Here is a 16,260-nt window from a genome sequence, read left to right on the forward strand (position 1 = left end):
GCTGTTCAATAATACATAGCTTGTCAAGTACAACGACTCACTATTACAACTTCCTAACAATTTTCCCCAAAATAAGTACAACTTAAAATATGGCTTTTAATTTGCTATTTAATGCATTCCAACCATTCGTAACACGATCCATGAAACTACGATCATTGGCTTCTTCCGGCTCTTCTACTGCATCCTGCAAATCACTTTGGCTAAACATCAATAATCCTGAAGCTGTCGCATACATTGAACGACGTAAGGCCGCAAGATGCTGGTCTTCAGCATAAACCTGTAAAGGTGGATTACCCAAATGTGCAGATACACCAAGCATACGACGTGCCAAATTCACCATACCTTCAATTTGACAAGCATCACCTGTGAGTACAACCCCATGATATAAACCATGTATTGCCCCACTATGCTCCAATTCTTCACGAATTAATGTAAAGATTTCTTCATAGCGCGCAATAATAATTTCTGCAAGCTCAATACGACTAATGGTCTGTTGTCCATCAATCGCTTGCACTTGGATCATATGGTCAGGTTTCACTACACTGAGATCAACACAACCATGTAAAATTTTAATACGTTCAGCTTCTTCAGTGGTCGTTTGTAAAACCGCTGCAATATCGCGGGTCACATTTTCACCACCACGTTGCAAGGTACGTACTAAAGCTAAACGACCATCTAAATATACTGCGATATTAGTAATCCCTGCACCAATATCAACTAAGCATACGCCATATTCTTTTTCATCTTTGAGCAAACTAGCTTCAGCCGTAGCTAAACTAGATACCACCATTTTCTCTACCCCGATATTCGCACCTTTCATGGCACGATCAAGGTTTTGCATGGTACTAATCGGCATCATCATCAATTGATAATGCCCGGTCATGCTATGAGCCGACATATTGACTGGGTTCTGCACCCATTCAGCCGAATCACCCAACTCGAAGCCTAATGGAACAGCACTCGCAAGATAATAATCTGGCGATACATGGCTCGCCTTGGCTAACTCTAATGCTCTAACCACTTCATTTGTCGTAATAATATGATCATGATTAGCTACTGGTGTACGGCCTGATGCATAAAAACTTTGCAATTCAGTACTTGGAATTGACACCCATGCGCTATGGATACGACACTCAGCCATATCTTCGGCTTCAGAGACTGCATTTTTAATCGCAGCAATCACCTTATCCAAGCTCACAATTTTGCCTTTAACCATGCCTCGGTTGCGAGCAGTTGCCATGCCAATCACTTGGATCTTATCCGGTGCATGGACCTTACCAATCAAAACTGAGACTTTATGCGTCCCAATATCAATCGCAACAACTGAGGAAACAGCTTCACTCATTACTTCATTACCATATCTTTTGTTGTTTAGTACGGGCAAACTGCCTGTTATTTTCAAGCCACGTATTATGGCTTTGCCTGAATTGCCCCTGCAAGGCTTGTGTCATCAATCGTTACAACTAACTGACCGTTGACAATCTTTGGCGGGATTGCGTTTTTCCATTGAATGGCCAAGCCATTCCGATAACGCAAATCAATTGCTGAGATTTTCGACCATACAGGTTTGAGATCCGTTTGTGCCAAATGGCTTAAGCGTTGAAGCTTGTTCATGGTTTGATCTTGATCCACAATAATCCGTAGACCCGAATCAAACTGCATAAACCACGTCATTCGCTCTGTTAAATACAATTCTTTTAATCTTAAATTCGCTGGATGAAACAGTTGATTAATTTCATTATAGCGACGCATCATCATTTTGGATTGGCTGACTGGCCCATGTAAAAGTGGCAAGTTTGGATGTACTTTTAATATAGCTTCACTAAAGACATCACCATTATCACTGAGCAAACGCCCTGTTCCCCAACGCGCAATTGCGTGACGCGGCATAACTCTTACACGAATCCCATTCGGCCAAGCTCGTGATACCACGACACGGTCAACCCAAGACACTTTTAGCGCCTGATCTCGAATTTGCTCTAAATCGGAAGTGAAATAGTTATCTTTGATAATTGGACTTAGATATTGCACTAACTGCTGATTTTCAATATCCGAGTTAGTCCCAACCACCTGTAATTGTGCGACTTTTGCATCAGTCATCACTTTATATAAGCCATAGAGACCAATTGCCAATACAATAAAAGCAATGATCAACAACGCCCAGCCACCTGCATTCATCATTTTTTGTTTCTGTGAAGGCGGTTTCTCATGAATCGAGCTAATGGCTGGCCGTATTTTACGGCGCATAGAAGCAGGGAGTTGAGCCATATATCATTAAGCCGATTGGGTTAAAGTTTGCTCTAAAATTGCAACACAGAGCTGATCGAAACTATAACCTACGGCTTGAGCTGCTTTAGGCACTAAAGAATGACTGGTCATTCCCGGTACGGTATTGACTTCTAACAACCAGAAATTGCCTTGCTCATCCTGCATTGCATCAATACGCCCCCAACCTTCCGCACCAACTGCTTGAAAAGCACGTAGACACAATGCTTGTAAGCTTTTCTCTTCATCTTCGCTTAAACCACAAGGAATGCCATATTCCACGTCATTGCGTTGATACTTTGCCTCATAGTCATAGAAAGCAACGTCTGCTGGCGGTTGTAAACGAATCACAGGCAGCGGTTGTCCATTCAAGAATGAAATGGTGAATTCACGACCCGTAATCCACTTTTCAGCCATCACGATAGCGTCATGCTGTGTCGCTTTCTCAATCGCAGCCGCAAAATCTTCTGCTTTTTCAACCTTACTCATGCCAACACTTGAGCCCTCATGTACTGGCTTGATAATGACAGGTAATCCTAAGTCTGCCACGACAGCATCTAGGTCAGAATCTTTGGTAATAATGCGATATGGTGCGGTCGGTAAATCGCTCCCTTGCCAAATTTGTTTGGTTTTGACTTTGTCCATCCCAATCGCAGAACCCTGCACACCCGTGCCTGTGTATGGAAGGTTTAACCACTCCAACACACCTTGGATCTGACCATCTTCACCACCACGACCATGCAATACGATAAAAGCACGATCATAACCGACTAACTCAGTCACGCTTCGCTCTTGTGGATCAAATGCTTCTGCTTGCACACCTGAGCGCAACAAAGCCTCTAAAACGGCTTGACCACTATCCAATGACACAGCACGTTCAGCCGACTTCCCACCAAACAACACAGCAACTTTGCCGAATTTTGCAGCATTTGACACGTTTATATCCTTAAAAAAACTTCATATATTCTATTAAATTCCTCTCCATCTCCCTTTTCAAAGGGAGGAGTTCCCCCTTTAACAAAGGGGGTTAGGGGGATTTGGCATACAAACGATGCTGAGCCAATTCTACCGAAATTGCGCCCACGTTACCCGCGCCTTGTGTTAATAGCAAGTCATTCGCTTGTAACACTTTTTGTAAAACATTCGGCAAATTGCCATCAACTGGATCAACTAGAATCGGTTCAACTTCACCACGTAAACGAATACTGCGTGCCAAAGCACGGCTATCCGCACCCACAATCGGTTTTTCACCTGCTGGATAGACTTCCAGTAATAACAGTTGATCCACTTGCGATAACACATCGACGAAATCATCAAAACAATCACGGGTACGACTATAACGGTGTGGTTGGAACAACATTACCAAACGACGGTCGGGATGGCTGGCACGCGCTGCTTTAATGGTGGCTTCTACCTCTTTCGGATGGTGACCATAGTCATCGACCAATTTCACCAAGCCTTCGCCCACTTCAAATTCACCTTGAACTTGGAAGCGACGACCCACTCCACTGAAGCCTTCTAAAGCACGGCAAATCGCACCATCAGAAACACCTTCATCAGTTGCCACACCAATCGCAGCCAATGCATTCAAGACATTATGCAGACCTGGTTGATTGATAGTGACGCGTAATGGCTCACGATCTTTACGCAGTACAGTAAAGTGCGATTGCATACCTTCTTGTACCACATCGACTGCACGAATATCGTTATCTTCACCAAAACCGTAAGTCAAAGTTGGACGACCAATACGAGGAAGAATTTCACGAATATTAGCATCATCACCACAGACGACTGCCAAACCATAGAATGGTAAATTATGTAAGAACTGAATAAAGGTATCTTTTAACTTATCAAAGCTACCTTCATAAGTGTCCATATGATCTGCATCAATATTGGTCACGATCGCAGCCATCGGTTGCAAATACAAGAAAGATGCATCTGACTCATCGGCTTCTGCAACGATAAAACGGCTTTCACCCAGTGCAGCATTGACACCTGTGCTATTCAGCAAACCACCAATCACGTAAGTTGGATCTAGATTTTCTTCTGCCAACATCGTCGTTAATAAACTGGTTGTTGTGGTTTTACCATGTGTCCCTGCAACTGCAATACCGTGACGATAACGCATCAACTCACCTAGCATTTCTGCACGGCGCACAATCGGTGTGCGTTGTTCAATCGCGGCTTTAATTTCTGGATTTTCAGGATCAATCGCAGTTGATACTACTAGCACATTGGCATTTTTAATATTTTCAGCCGAATGCCCAATATAAACTTTAATACCATTGCTTTCGAGTTGCGCTGTGGTCTTTGAGGCTTTAATGTCTGAACCAGAAATTTTATAACCTTGATTGGCCAATACCTCGGCGATACCACACATCCCCGCACCACCAATCCCAACAAAGTGGATATGTTTAATACGGCGCATTTCCGGCACTTTGATGAGCTTTTTGGCTTGGTTTGGATTTTTTGGAGACATAAATAAACTCGAATTACAATTTTTTAATCAGATCAACCACATGCTGAGTTGCATTCGGTTGTGCTTGTTGACGTGCTTTAATTGCCATTTCAGACAGTAGTTGGCGATTTAATAATGTGGCTAACAACTCATCTAAAACAGCGGGTGTCATGTCTGCTTGTTGACAAATCTTCGCAGCGCCGACATTTGCTAAAAATTTCGCATTTGCGGTCTGGTGATCATCCACTGCGATAGGCAGCGGAACAAACACTGCAGCAAGACCTGCAGTTGCGACTTCTGTAACCGTTAATGCGCCAGCACGGCAAATAATTAAATCAGCGTCACTGTAGGCTTTTGCCATATCATGAATAAATGGCTCAACTTGAATATTCAAACTTGCAGGCGCACCCTGATAACGCTCACGCGTTGTATCTTGCTGATTTTGGCCACATTGATGAAACACATTCAATGGAACATTGACCTTTTTCAGAGCTTCAGGCAAACGTTCATTTAGTGCTTGTGCACCCAGTGAACCACCAACAATCAAAATATTCAGTGGTAATCGTTCTTGCTCACGGGTTTGATAACGCCATGATGGGTTCAAAATCGCAGTAATTTCAGCACGCACAGGATTGCCTGTGGTCACGACTTTATCACTGTTTGCAAATGTATTTGGAAAAGCCTGACACACGGTCTTGGCAATACGCGCCAATTGGGTGTTGGTAAATCCTGCAATGGCATTCTGTTCATGGATTAACACAGGAATACCGAGTAAACGTGCAGCCAAGCCACCGGGTCCAGCGACATAACCACCGAAACCCGCCACAGCATCAATGTTTAATTGCTTCATATAGCGCATCGCGCTTAATGTTGCTTTTAGAATTTTAAATGGCGCACTCAGCTTACGTAAAATACCATTACCACGCACACCCTGAATATCAATTTGATAAATCGGAATATTTTGATCTTTAAGTAACCGATTTTCCATTCCTGTAGGCGTCGCTAACCAAGAGACTTGGCAGCCTTCTTGTTGCAGTTGTTTGGCAACAGCAAGCGCAGGGAAAACATGCCCACCTGTACCAGCGGCCATCATCATGACATGTTTAGCTTTGTTCTGTGGTGAATTGGTCACGGTCTAATTCTTCAACTCAAAAGAAGGTTATCGTCTATTGTTTTCGGGAGTTATTCTAATCCTAAAGCTTCATTCACGAAAAGCGAATTTCACCTGTTTACAACAGAAAGCTAAGCTTTTTTTAATTCTTTGTTGAAAACAAGGTTCTGCCAATATCCAAACGCCCATTTGCACATAAATTTAATCGAAATACAAACGGGCAGTTTGGTCAAAAAATGGCGTAATCTTAGCTGTTTCGCCCCACTTCTAGCACATCAAATAAATCGTCTGCAATCGAGGTTCCAAATTGGGCATCAATCTCACGGATACAGGTCGGACTGGTGACATTAATTTCAGTCACATAGTTACCAATCACATCGAGACCGACAAAAACCAAACCTTTTTCACGCAGGAAAGGCCCAACTTTCGCCGCAATCATTTTGTCATTTTCAGTGAGTGGACGTGCCTGACCTAGACCACCTGCCGCCAAATTACCTCGTACTTCACCATTTTGCGGAATACGCGCTAAACAATATGGAATCGGTTCACCATTGACCATCAAGATACGCTTATCACCTTCAACAATTTCAGGAATATAGCGTTGTGCCATGATTGGACATGTACCCATTTCGGTGAGCATTTCCAAAGTTGAACCAATATTTACCCCATCTTGGTATAAACGGAAAATACCCATCCCACCCATACCATCCAAAGGTTTCACAATCACATCACCATGTTCTTTGATGAATTCACGAATCAAGCTTTGTTGTGAAGTCACTAAAGTTGGTACTTGAAGTTCTGGAAATTGAGTCGCGAACAACTTTTCATTACAGTCGCGTAGCGATTGTGGTTTGTTAATAATCCATGCCCCTTCACGTTCAGCTTGTTCCAGAATATAAGTGGTATAGACAAAATTCATATCAAACGGTGGGTCTTTGCGCATCAGCACCACATCGTAATCCGCCAATGACTCTTTGCGCTTCTCGCCCAACTCATAATAATGATCGTAATCTTCAAAAACTTGGAGTGGTGAAATCAAACCAAAAGCTTTGCCTTGATCAATATATAAATCGTGTTGTAATGCATAACCCAATTCATGACCGCGACGGCTTGCCGCCCATAACATTGCCATCGTGGAATCTTTCTTGAGATTCACCGTTTCGATTGGGTCCATCACCACAAGTACACGCATAGTTTGACGCTCATATTTTTAATCTTGGCAAAAAGTATAGCGAAGTTTGTTGATGTTGTTTAAACAAGTTATGTAATTATTAAATCTAAAAAATTCTAATTTATTCAAATCACTAGATTCGATTTATTTAAATAGACGATTTTCTGAGTGATAAAAATAAAAAATTACTGGTAGATGATTTCGATACCAGTAATTTTTAAAGCATTGCATTTTAAAATCAAATTAAGCCAATAGTTTTTGAATATCTTTGCTAATTTTTTCAGGTTTGGTGGTTGGTGAATAGCGTTTGATGACTTCACCATTTTGGTTAATCAAAAACTTGGTGAAATTCCATTTGATGCTTTCACTACCTAAAATGCCTTTGGCTTCTGAAGTGAGATATTTATAAATCGGATGTGCATTTGAACCATTCACATCGACTTTGGCAAACATAGGGAATGACACACCATAGTTGCGTTGACAGAAGCTGCCTATTTCCTCATTACTTGATGGGTCTTGGTTGGCAAACTGGTTACATGGAAAGCCTAAAATCACCAAACCTTGTTGTTGATAGTCCTGATATAGCTTCTCAAGTCCTTCGAATTGTGGGGTTAAGCCACATTGACTTGCCGTGTTCACCACCAATAAAACTTTGCCTTGATAATCTGCTAAGTTCTTTTGCTCGCCTTCTAAAAGTTCAGCCTGAAAATCATAAATTGTCGTCATACAACATCTCGCTCTGATTCAATCAATCTTATTTGCTTAATAGCTTTGTCTATTTGTTCAGCTATGCGAATTAATATTGCACACAATTATATTGTGCGCAAGTTAATTATGCACAATATACTTTTTGCATTAAGCAAACTATACTGTGATTTCGCAAAGATGACGTTGAGGAGCAAAGCATGACTGAATTTTCTTACTTGGATAATCAAGTGTGTTTTGCAATGTATTCCGCGACCAATGCAATGATTCGCCAATATCGTCCTTTGCTTCAGGAATATGATCTGACCTATCCGCAGTTTATTGTGTTACTGGCTTTGTATGAAAAGGACAATGTAACGTTGTCTGAAATTGGTCAAAAGACCTTTTTTGATTCGGGCACGCTGACGCCAATTATTAAAAAACTTGAAGAAAAACAGTTTTTAAAGCGCATTGCAGTGAAAGAAGATGAACGTATGAAAAAGGTGATTTTGCTTGAAAAAGCACTTGCTGCAAAAGATGAAATTACCTTAATTCCGTTTAAACTCGCCTGCTCTTTAGGTGTTGATCCAAATGATTTGGTGGCAATTCATAATCTATGCCATCGTTTTTTAAAGGGTTTAGAGGATTCTAAACTCGAAAGTTTGAGTGAATAAATGCAGCAAGCCATTGTTGGATTTCATCTCGATGACGAAGGACATTTCGTTGCTGATCTCGCATGTGGTCATACGCAACATGTACGCCATGACCCACCGTGGCAAAATCGCCCTTGGGTTTTGACGGAGCAAGGGCGTAAAGAAAAGTTAGGGGTGATGTTGGAATGTAAAAAGTGTGAGGAAGAGTGATTCACATAAGAGATTTTATGTTAAATGTGTGTTTCAATGAAGCATTGATATTGCTCATCAAATGAGTAATTTTGAGTACGATCTGAGATATTTTTTAGTAATAGCACAAGGCTATGTATATTTGTAATAGGGTTATTTGAGTTTACCTGTACTTGTTGCTCATATAGTCGAATAGAATTATGAATAGCGTGATTATATTGAGAGGCTAACGCTTCAATAATATCTGTATTAGTTTCAGAATACTCAGGTGCATATGTCTTTTTAAAATGCTCTTTAACAGTATCACCAATAGATTTCTTTCCTTTCGATTGGAATGGCCGGGGATTACATTCATAATGGAGAAGAAACCAAATCTCTATACAAGGAAATGAATAAATAGGGATAATTTGTTTGAAATCAGAATTTATTTTTGACAAAATTTCTAAATGTCTTTTATTTCTTACAGTGTCTAAGTCAAAAATACAGAAAATATAATTTAACTCCATTTCTGTATCTTTTAGTTTGATAGCCTCTTCTTCAGCCTCTCTCAATATACCTGTACAAGCTGTACTAACACTTTTCCTTGATTTAACAGTACCTAAACTTAATATTTGGATTAATTTATTAAAGTATATATTTTCTGAATGCCCCTCAGTCAATATTAAAATATTAGGAATGATAGAACGATTGCCAACATTACGTGCTTTTCGAGTTTCCTTTTGAGAGTTCCGTCTTTCTTTGTTTGCAGAAATACGTTTTTTAGCTATATCGTCACTACCCATATCTGATTCTCAAATTATCCAAAAAATGGAGTAGCGCCATATCTTCCTGTCAGATAGCGCAACTCCCAATTTTCTCTATCGTTTCTTGGATTGAATTCTAGCAAAGAATAGATAGAGGAAACTTGAGATTTATCTTTTTCCACGAAATAAATTTGATCTTTTCTCAAACATTCTTGGTTAATTAAGTGAGTATCATGTGTGACGCAAATTAATTGATTATTAGTAGTCCTATTGAATTCTTTCAGAAAATTTTTAACTAATAGTGGGTGCAATGCTGAACTTAATTCATCGACATAAAAAGTCTTTTCAAATTTTTTATAATTATTCAACAATAATGAAGATAGAGCAAAAAGCTTACGTGTCCCTTGAGACTCTAATTCTAAATCAAATGGTTCAAGTTCATTATCTGAGTTTTTGTGGAAAGTTTTAATGTCGTAGTAATATCGGTTTTTAAGATCTTCGATAATTCTTTCTTGAACCTCTGGAGTAAAATCATTATTTTTAATAATTTGTTCAGCAAGTGATCCTTTATCTACACTAATATCTAAAATATCAATATCTTGATCTTTTAAAAATTTTAAAAAATTTTCCTTAAATTGATTGTCAGAGTGAATACTTTTAGCGGTATCCTCTAATGAAAATTGTTCAGATAAAGTGTTAGCAAACCAATCATAGATAGTTTTTAAAAATTGACTATTTTCTTTTACCATCTTTGATAAGTATAAAACGTTGGGTAACGTTTTTAGGGCTGTATCTTCATAGATTCTTTTCGGTTTTAAATCAGTACCAATATTATATTCATATTCTCCAGATTCATTTAAATCTCTAGTAAAAATGTTCTTTTTATACTTTTTAGGGTAATAAGAAAGGTGTTCATGAAATACTTTTTTTTTGTCTAATACCAAATAATAGTTATATCTAATATCTGCACAAAAGAAATTAACTTCAAAAGAGGTTGGAGCATTCTTTTGTTCTTTATCTAGAAGAAATGGAATTAACTCAAAAGGTTCATCTAGCTTTTTTTCTGTCGAATTAATGATTAACTGTTTAAGAAAATGGATTGCTGATAAAAAATTAGATTTCCCTGAAGCATTCGCACCATAAATCACAATAGTTTTTAGGAGCTTTAAGCCTTTTTCTGGAGTGTCTAACAAGTGATCTGGATGAATATCATAAGGAGGCTCAGCGACAAAACTTAAAGTTTGTTGCTCTTTAAAAGATAAGAAATTTTCGATTGTAAAATCAATAATCATGCTGAAACCTTGTTATCTTGGATGTTTTATCCATGAAATTATTATTGTGTATATTTAAATATATATCAAACTTTATTTAATACAAGTATCATTTATTTAGATTTTTTAAAATTAACATAATACAGCTTATGCGTAATCACCCAAATTAGTCATTTTATTTCAATATCTTATAATGTTAAGTACAACCTGATTCTTAGCAATCAGGCTTTTTATGGATTTTTCACATTTCACACCTATTTTTAATCATGATTTGCAATCAAAATAAAAGGAAGCTTAGGCTTCCTTCCCTACTATCTAAAATTTAGATGCCATATTTTTCACGATAAGCCTGCATATTTGCCAATGCTTCTTTCTCACCTTTTGCATCCAAATAATCCATCAAATCTTTCATCGTGATTAAAGCATGTACAGGGATTTCAAGTTCTTTTTGTACTTCCTGAATCGCAGAAAGCTCACCCTGACCACGTTCTTGACGATCTAACGCAACCAACACCCCTGCAATCGTCGCACCTGCATTTTTTAAAATAGTCACAACTTCACGAATCGCAGTCCCCGCAGTGATCACATCATCAATGATCCAAACTTTTTGCCCTGCAACCGATGCGCCAACCAACACACCACCTTCACCATGATCTTTGGCTTCTTTACGATTAAAACCCCAAGGAACACTCTTACCATGTACTTGAGACAATGCCACTGCAGTCGCGGCAACAAAAGGAATACCTTTATAAGCAGGGCCAAAAATCACACCAACGTTTTCACACTGAACCAATTTATCGGCATAACCTTGTGCTAACAAAGACAACGCTTCGCCATCATTGAGCAAACCTGCGTTAAAGAAATAAGGACTGACACGACCTGATTTTAAGGTAAACTCACCAAATTTAAGCACACCACGTGATAATGCGAGTTCGATAAAAGCTTGCGGATGAAATGACACAGGCGTTGTCATATAAGGTGCTCCAAATTCTTTAATTGAGGTTAAACAGACGTATGATACCAAAGGATCGCTATCCAAGTGATGTAAAAATTCTTCGAGTGGTTTCAATTAACGTAAATGGTCTACGTTCATCTGTGACCAAAGGTCTGCTTGAGTGGTTAGAACAGTCCGATGCCGATGTGGTGTGCATGCAAGAAAGCCGCATCACCCATGAACAATGGACACATAAATTTAAACCTGAAGGTTGGTACACACATCTATTCCCTGCTGAACGTGCAGGTTATGCAGGCACAGCCATTTATAGTCGCTTACCTTTTGTCTCTGTGCAAAATGGCTTAGGCTTTGAATTGGCAGATTCGCAAGGACGTTTTATCACGGCGGAATTCGATTTAGGTCTGTCACACCCTGTTCATATTGCTTCGTTATACTTGCCGTCAGGTTCAAGCGGTGATGAAGCACAAGCACGTAAAGATTTGTTTCTTCAAGAATATGCCCAAATACTCAAACAATGGCGAGATGAAAATAAATCCATCATCGTGTGTGGTGACTACAATATCGTGCATAAACGTATTGATATTAAAAACTGGTCAGGCAATCAGAAATCATCTGGCTGTTTACCGCATGAACGCGCATGGCTCGACCATATTTATGATGAACTTGGCTATGTAGATACCTTCCGTGAGGTACGAAAAGAAGCCGAATTGTATTCATGGTGGTCAAATCGTGGGCAAGCACGTGCGAAAAATGTCGGTTGGCGTATCGACTATCAAGCATGTTCTCCTGATTGGAAAGCACGCACTGCAAATGCTTGGGTGTATAAAGAACAATGGTTTAGTGACCATGCACCTGTGATTATTGATTATAAAATACACGAATAAGTGAACACTTGTTCACTTTACCCGTCTCTTTAGCTTACATATCATGTCGTTTTTTGTGTATTTTTATTTACCAGCTGTAACGGCATTATAGCACCACGGCACAGGGAAGCGGTCAGGATGACCAAAAAGGAATAGGACGCCGTAGGAAGACAAAATAAACTTAGATTAAGTTTATTTGCAAGGATGAGACATTGGACGTTGAAATGAGACCCGCATGATCAGGATGATTAGATGCGGGTTTTCTCTTTTTCAGATATTAAATATTTTTCCCCTGCTTTGTATTTAGCAATTTTGTTCAAAAAATAAGAAAGATTTGGTCATTTAATCTACGCTTAATACATAACATCAATTAACTTGATAAAAATTTTCAACTGGTACATTCCCTGTCTTTTACGTTAGGCTTTAAGGCATATCTTTCATTGTGTTGTTATGGTTTTCAGTATGTTTAAAATTTATGGTATTAAAAATTGTAGTTCAATGAAAAAGGCTTTCGATGCCTTACAAGTACAAGGTATTGCTTACGAATTTCATGATTATAAAAAACAAGGGATTGATGCTGACACTTTAGCAATTTGGCTAAAAGAGATTGGCGCAGATAAGGTCCTAAATAAAAAAGGTACGACTTGGCGTAAATTAACCGAAGCAGAACAGACACATGCAACCAGTAATCAGGAAAATTTGATTGAAACTTTAATTGCTCAGCCGAGTTTGATTAAACGTCCCGTTTTACAAACGCCTGAAGGCTTTGTCATTGGCTTTGATGAAGCGACTTATCAAGCTTTATCAGCATAAATGACTTATTCCCATTAATAGAAATAAAAAACCGAGTCATGAGACTCGGTTTTTTTACGCTTAAAGTGTGATTAGTTTGCACGAATCCAAGTTTGGTTACGACCAAGCGCCGCTACACCGATATAACCGCGTAATTTAAGCTTTTTACCACCTTCGATGATTTCAGCTTTCAATTTATAAGTTTTGCCATTCTTAGGATCGATAATCGAACCACCATCATAATTTACGCCACCCACATTTTTAAGGCTATGAACAATCGTTACGCCCTTTAATGTCTTGTTATGAAATGTTCCTTCGCATTTTGAACATGCATTCTCTTGACCTGGAACTAAATATTTTTGAATAGATGCTGTAAGCGTGCCATCCTTCAGCTCCGTAAATTTCACGATCGCTTTTGGCTGTTTTGTTTCATCATCAATGGTTTGCCAAACTGAGCCATTTAATATATCTGCTGCATTGGCAAAAGTTGTTAAACCGAGCAATCCAAATGCTAAAGCAATTTTCTTCATTTTTGTAATATCCTTAAGGGGTCTTTTCAAGACTAAGAGTATTGAGAATTTTTATCAATATTGCAATTCTTGATTATGACTATTGGGTATACTTTGAGCAAAAACAAAGCACTGCTTTTATTGCAGCGCAAGTCAAAACTCTTATTTATATATTGACCTAACAATATGGAAAAATTATGAAACTTGGTACTGTTTGGAAATATTATTTTACTGAATCATTACTAAAAGCGACCATTCGTACGCCGAGTCAGTTTAATTTAGCCCCGAATGCTTTGCGACCTTTATTAGACCAACTTTGTCGTCTATTCCCTCAAAATCCAACAGTACAAATTCGACCATTGCGCTTAGCGGGTGTTCGTGGCGAAGAGATCAAAGCACAAGCATCGGCCACTCAACTAATTTTCCATATTCATGGCGGCGCTTTTTTCTTAGGTAGTTTAAATACCCATCGTGCTCTCATGACCGATATTGCCGCACGAACCCAAATGCAAGTGGTTCATGTCGATTATCCTTTAGCACCTGAGCATGCTTTTCCCGAAGCCATTGATGCAATTTTTGATGTTTATCAAGCATTGTTAGTGCAAGGTATTAAGCCCAAAGATATTATTATTTCAGGTGACTCTTGTGGGGCAAACCTTGCATTGGCATTGTGCCTAAGACTAAAAGCACAACCTGAGTTAATGCCAAGTGGTTTAATTCTCATGTCACCCTATTTAGATCTCACCTTAACCAGTGAATCATTACGCTTTAATCAAAAACATGATGCCCTGCTCTCTATTGAAGCCTTACAAGCAGGAATTAATCATTACTTAAAAGATGGTGTACAAGCGGATGATCCCCGTGTTTCTCCTCTATTTGATGATCTTAAAGGCTTACCGCCAACACTGGTGCAAGTCGGCTCAAAAGAAATTTTACTGGATGATTCAAAACGCTTTAGAGAAAAAGCAGAAAAAGCGGGCGTCAAAGTACACTTTAAACTGTATACAGGCATGTGGCATAACTTCCAAATGTTTAATGCATGGTTCCCTGAAGCCAAACAAGCTTTAGCAGACATTGCGGATTTTGCTCATGCAATTGATCGTGATTAAAACATAATTTGATGATTTTGCAGAAAATGGTCAGCTATGTCTGACCATTGTCATTCTTAATTCATTTTTGTCATTATAAGAACAAACTGATCGAATATTTAGATTAAGCTTCCTTTTTCAAAGAATTTTTCCTCTCCTAATTTACATTAAAAAGCACATAGCTAGACTTACTTCTCATTCTAAAGGTGCTATTGTTATTTTAATAATCGTTTAATAATATTTTTGACAACGAATTTACACTAATAACGTTTCTTAGGAATCTCATTGCATATAAGGAAACATGCCAATGATGAGGATTCATTGTAAGAGATTAGTTGACAGAGAAAAATGGAATTTCTCGCAGTTCTGGGAACATGAACCATTAATTAATTGGAACATGTTAAAGAAATGTATTTTGTTGCTAATCTTAGCCTCACTTATGAGTCTATTTGGAATTATTTGGGACAGTTTTGTCTTGCTCAATCCATTTACATGGCAATGGGTAAATTTACCGTTGGTTCGATCTAAACTTTGGACCAATGTAATCATGCTTTTTGTCTTTTTAAGTTTGATTGTGCCCTGCTTTATTTATAAAGATAAATCTTGGGTAAAAGAAATCATTCCGATTTTAAGCGTACAGATCTTTACTGTTTTACTCTGTCATACAGGCTATCTGATTGGCAGTTTTAGTCCTGCAACCATGGTTGCCTATGTCAGTGTCGTGGGAGTAGGTCTGGTTCTGTTTGATCGTAAAATGATTTATTGTGCGCTGGTGCCAGCAACAATCGCACTGCTGTTTTGCAACTTTTTAAGTATGTATGGTGTCCTACAATATGCACCGATATTTAAGCTAGAAGTCCTGAATCAAGCTCAAATGCATCCTTTTTGGGTTGGCAGCATGTTTTTCTTCTTATTGCCAATTTTAATTGCTTGTTTACTGCTATTTGAAAGTCTACTCAAACAATGGCGAATTCGAGAAACAGCTATTCAAGTACTTAGTCGTTTAGATCCGCTCACGAATGTGATGAATCGTCGTAGTATTAGCAATCACTTAGAGCGCTTACATCAGCAACCCAATCAACTGTACTCGATTGTATTACTTGATTTAGATCATTTTAAAAATATTAACGATCATTTTGGGCATAGCGTGGGGGATCAAGTGTTGGTCAATGTTGCAAAATGTTTGGCGAATAATTTACGTGACCGAGATATGATTGGGCGCTTTGGGGGCGAGGAATTTATTTTATTATTGCCCAATACTACGCCTGCACAAGCACAAAATGTGGCTGAGCGCTGTCGCTTAGCGATTAGTGAGTTACAATTTACCTCAGAAGATCATCAAGAGTTTTCTATCAGTGCCAGTTTTGGAATCAGTAGCACACTCAGTGCCGATGAACCTCATTTAATTATTAGTCAGGCAGATCAAGCATTGTATGCGGTAAAAGCATCTGGTCGAAATCAAGTTAAAATTTTTACTGAACTTTTCTTAAATTAATCCAATAAAGGCA

17 protein-coding genes are annotated in these 16,260 nt (G+C 38.7%); 6 read left to right on the top strand and 11 right to left on the bottom strand.

Annotation, left to right across the window (positions count from 1 at the left end):
* Positions 1-82 precede the first annotated feature (82 nt).
* The 7 genes from ftsA to O1449_RS14910 all read right to left on the bottom strand — a co-directional run bounded on the left by ftsA (position 83) and on the right by O1449_RS14910 (position 7,731).
* The gene (gene ftsA / locus O1449_RS14880) at positions 83-1,345 is read right to left on the bottom strand and encodes a cell division protein FtsA (protein ID WP_269229348.1); all 1,263 of its coding nucleotides are present in this window, start codon (positions 1,343-1,345) and stop codon (positions 83-85) included.
* Between the two features lie 65 nt (positions 1,346-1,410).
* Positions 1,411-2,268 (bottom strand): cell division protein FtsQ/DivIB, encoded by an 858-nt coding sequence (locus O1449_RS14885; protein ID WP_269229347.1) that lies wholly within the window; start codon positions 2,266-2,268, stop codon positions 1,411-1,413.
* 6 nt (positions 2,269-2,274) lie between these two features.
* A complete protein-coding gene (locus tag O1449_RS14890; protein WP_269229346.1) occupies positions 2,275-3,201 on the bottom strand; it encodes a D-alanine--D-alanine ligase in 927 nt (308 codons plus the stop codon).
* A 91-nt stretch (positions 3,202-3,292) separates the two neighbouring features.
* On the bottom strand, positions 3,293-4,744 hold the full coding sequence (gene murC, locus O1449_RS14895) for a UDP-N-acetylmuramate--L-alanine ligase (protein ID WP_269229345.1): 1,452 nt from the start codon (positions 4,742-4,744) through the stop codon (positions 3,293-3,295).
* Positions 4,745-4,757: 13 nt separating this feature from the next.
* Positions 4,758-5,855, bottom strand: a complete 1,098-nt coding sequence (gene murG, locus O1449_RS14900) for an undecaprenyldiphospho-muramoylpentapeptide beta-N-acetylglucosaminyltransferase (protein WP_269238702.1) — start codon at positions 5,853-5,855, stop codon at positions 4,758-4,760.
* Between the two features lie 226 nt (positions 5,856-6,081).
* On the bottom strand, positions 6,082-7,026 hold the full coding sequence (gene gshB / locus O1449_RS14905) for a glutathione synthase (protein WP_269238703.1): 945 nt from the start codon (positions 7,024-7,026) through the stop codon (positions 6,082-6,084).
* A 222-nt stretch (positions 7,027-7,248) separates the two neighbouring features.
* The gene (locus tag O1449_RS14910; protein ID WP_046739821.1) at positions 7,249-7,731 is read right to left on the bottom strand and encodes a glutathione peroxidase; all 483 of its coding nucleotides are present in this window, start codon (positions 7,729-7,731) and stop codon (positions 7,249-7,251) included.
* Positions 7,732-7,910: 179 nt separating this feature from the next.
* Here O1449_RS14910 and O1449_RS14915 point away from each other — a divergent pair, with 179 nt between their 5' ends.
* Positions 7,911-8,363: a MarR family winged helix-turn-helix transcriptional regulator gene (locus O1449_RS14915; RefSeq protein WP_050041168.1), complete on the top strand. Its 453-nt coding sequence runs from the start codon at positions 7,911-7,913 to the stop codon at positions 8,361-8,363.
* Positions 8,364-8,552: a DUF3565 domain-containing protein gene (locus O1449_RS14920; protein WP_269238704.1), complete on the top strand. Its 189-nt coding sequence runs from the start codon at positions 8,364-8,366 to the stop codon at positions 8,550-8,552. It abuts the gene before it with no gap.
* A gap of 20 nt (positions 8,553-8,572) precedes the next feature.
* Here O1449_RS14920 and O1449_RS14925 read toward each other — a convergent pair whose 3' ends face one another.
* From O1449_RS14925 to pyrE, 3 genes are all read right to left on the bottom strand, one after another.
* The gene (locus O1449_RS14925) at positions 8,573-9,313 is read right to left on the bottom strand and encodes an RloB family protein (RefSeq protein WP_269238705.1); all 741 of its coding nucleotides are present in this window, start codon (positions 9,311-9,313) and stop codon (positions 8,573-8,575) included.
* A gap of 14 nt (positions 9,314-9,327) precedes the next feature.
* The gene (locus O1449_RS14930) at positions 9,328-10,566 is read right to left on the bottom strand and encodes an AAA family ATPase (RefSeq protein WP_269238706.1); all 1,239 of its coding nucleotides are present in this window, start codon (positions 10,564-10,566) and stop codon (positions 9,328-9,330) included.
* A gap of 301 nt (positions 10,567-10,867) precedes the next feature.
* Positions 10,868-11,518, bottom strand: a complete 651-nt coding sequence (pyrE, locus tag O1449_RS14935; RefSeq protein WP_061393106.1) for an orotate phosphoribosyltransferase — start codon at positions 11,516-11,518, stop codon at positions 10,868-10,870.
* Positions 11,519-11,559: 41 nt separating this feature from the next.
* On the opposite strand from pyrE, the gene O1449_RS14940 reads away from it, so the two are divergent.
* Both O1449_RS14940 and O1449_RS14945 read left to right on the top strand, forming a co-directional pair.
* On the top strand, positions 11,560-12,384 hold the full coding sequence (locus O1449_RS14940; RefSeq protein WP_269238707.1) for an exodeoxyribonuclease III: 825 nt from the start codon (positions 11,560-11,562) through the stop codon (positions 12,382-12,384).
* Positions 12,385-12,825: 441 nt separating this feature from the next.
* Positions 12,826-13,176 (top strand): arsenate reductase, encoded by a 351-nt coding sequence (locus O1449_RS14945; RefSeq protein WP_269238708.1) that lies wholly within the window; start codon positions 12,826-12,828, stop codon positions 13,174-13,176.
* Between the two features lie 71 nt (positions 13,177-13,247).
* Here the strand turns inward: O1449_RS14945 and O1449_RS14950 are convergent, their stop codons facing one another.
* Complete coding sequence (locus O1449_RS14950) at positions 13,248-13,685, bottom strand: DUF2147 domain-containing protein (RefSeq protein ID WP_269229337.1); 438 nt, start codon at positions 13,683-13,685, stop codon at positions 13,248-13,250.
* Positions 13,686-13,861: 176 nt separating this feature from the next.
* Here O1449_RS14950 and O1449_RS14955 point away from each other — a divergent pair, with 176 nt between their 5' ends.
* Together O1449_RS14955 and O1449_RS14960 are read left to right on the top strand one after the other, a co-directional pair.
* Positions 13,862-14,773, top strand: coding sequence for an alpha/beta hydrolase (locus O1449_RS14955; protein WP_269229336.1), 912 nt, complete (start codon positions 13,862-13,864; stop codon positions 14,771-14,773).
* A gap of 286 nt (positions 14,774-15,059) precedes the next feature.
* Positions 15,060-16,247 (top strand): GGDEF domain-containing protein, encoded by a 1,188-nt coding sequence (locus O1449_RS14960; RefSeq protein WP_269238709.1) that lies wholly within the window; start codon positions 15,060-15,062, stop codon positions 16,245-16,247.
* The last annotated feature ends 13 nt before the right edge of the window (positions 16,248-16,260 follow it).

The sequence above is a fragment of the Acinetobacter sp. TR3 genome, from assembly GCF_027105055.1.
In the GTDB taxonomy this organism is placed as follows: Bacteria; Pseudomonadota; Gammaproteobacteria; order Pseudomonadales; family Moraxellaceae; genus Acinetobacter.

What these genes read in the sequence shown, in the direction of transcription:
- O1449_RS14910 (WP_046739821.1), bottom strand. Translation starts at nt 7,731, where the DNA reads ATGACGACAATTTATGATTTTCAGGCTGAACTTTTAGAAGGCGAGCAA.
- O1449_RS14945 (WP_269238708.1), top strand. Translation starts at nt 12,826, where the DNA reads ATGTTTAAAATTTATGGTATTAAAAATTGTAGTTCAATGAAAAAGGCT.
- O1449_RS14920 (WP_269238704.1), top strand. Translation starts at nt 8,364, where the DNA reads ATGCAGCAAGCCATTGTTGGATTTCATCTCGATGACGAAGGACATTTC.
- O1449_RS14930 (WP_269238706.1), bottom strand. Translation starts at nt 10,566, where the DNA reads ATGATTATTGATTTTACAATCGAAAATTTCTTATCTTTTAAAGAGCAA.
- pyrE (WP_061393106.1), bottom strand. Translation starts at nt 11,518, where the DNA reads ATGACAACGCCTGTGTCATTTCATCCGCAAGCTTTTATCGAACTCGCA.
- murC (WP_269229345.1), bottom strand. Translation starts at nt 4,744, where the DNA reads ATGTCTCCAAAAAATCCAAACCAAGCCAAAAAGCTCATCAAAGTGCCG.
- O1449_RS14915 (WP_050041168.1), top strand. Translation starts at nt 7,911, where the DNA reads ATGACTGAATTTTCTTACTTGGATAATCAAGTGTGTTTTGCAATGTAT.
- O1449_RS14925 (WP_269238705.1), bottom strand. Translation starts at nt 9,313, where the DNA reads ATGGGTAGTGACGATATAGCTAAAAAACGTATTTCTGCAAACAAAGAA.
- gshB (WP_269238703.1), bottom strand. Translation starts at nt 7,026, where the DNA reads ATGCGTGTACTTGTGGTGATGGACCCAATCGAAACGGTGAATCTCAAG.
- ftsA (WP_269229348.1), bottom strand. Translation starts at nt 1,345, where the DNA reads ATGAGTGAAGCTGTTTCCTCAGTTGTTGCGATTGATATTGGGACGCAT.
- O1449_RS14960 (WP_269238709.1), top strand. Translation starts at nt 15,060, where the DNA reads ATGATGAGGATTCATTGTAAGAGATTAGTTGACAGAGAAAAATGGAAT.
- O1449_RS14940 (WP_269238707.1), top strand. Translation starts at nt 11,560, where the DNA reads ATGATACCAAAGGATCGCTATCCAAGTGATGTAAAAATTCTTCGAGTG.
- O1449_RS14885 (WP_269229347.1), bottom strand. Translation starts at nt 2,268, where the DNA reads ATGGCTCAACTCCCTGCTTCTATGCGCCGTAAAATACGGCCAGCCATT.
- O1449_RS14955 (WP_269229336.1), top strand. Translation starts at nt 13,862, where the DNA reads ATGAAACTTGGTACTGTTTGGAAATATTATTTTACTGAATCATTACTA.
- O1449_RS14950 (WP_269229337.1), bottom strand. Translation starts at nt 13,685, where the DNA reads ATGAAGAAAATTGCTTTAGCATTTGGATTGCTCGGTTTAACAACTTTT.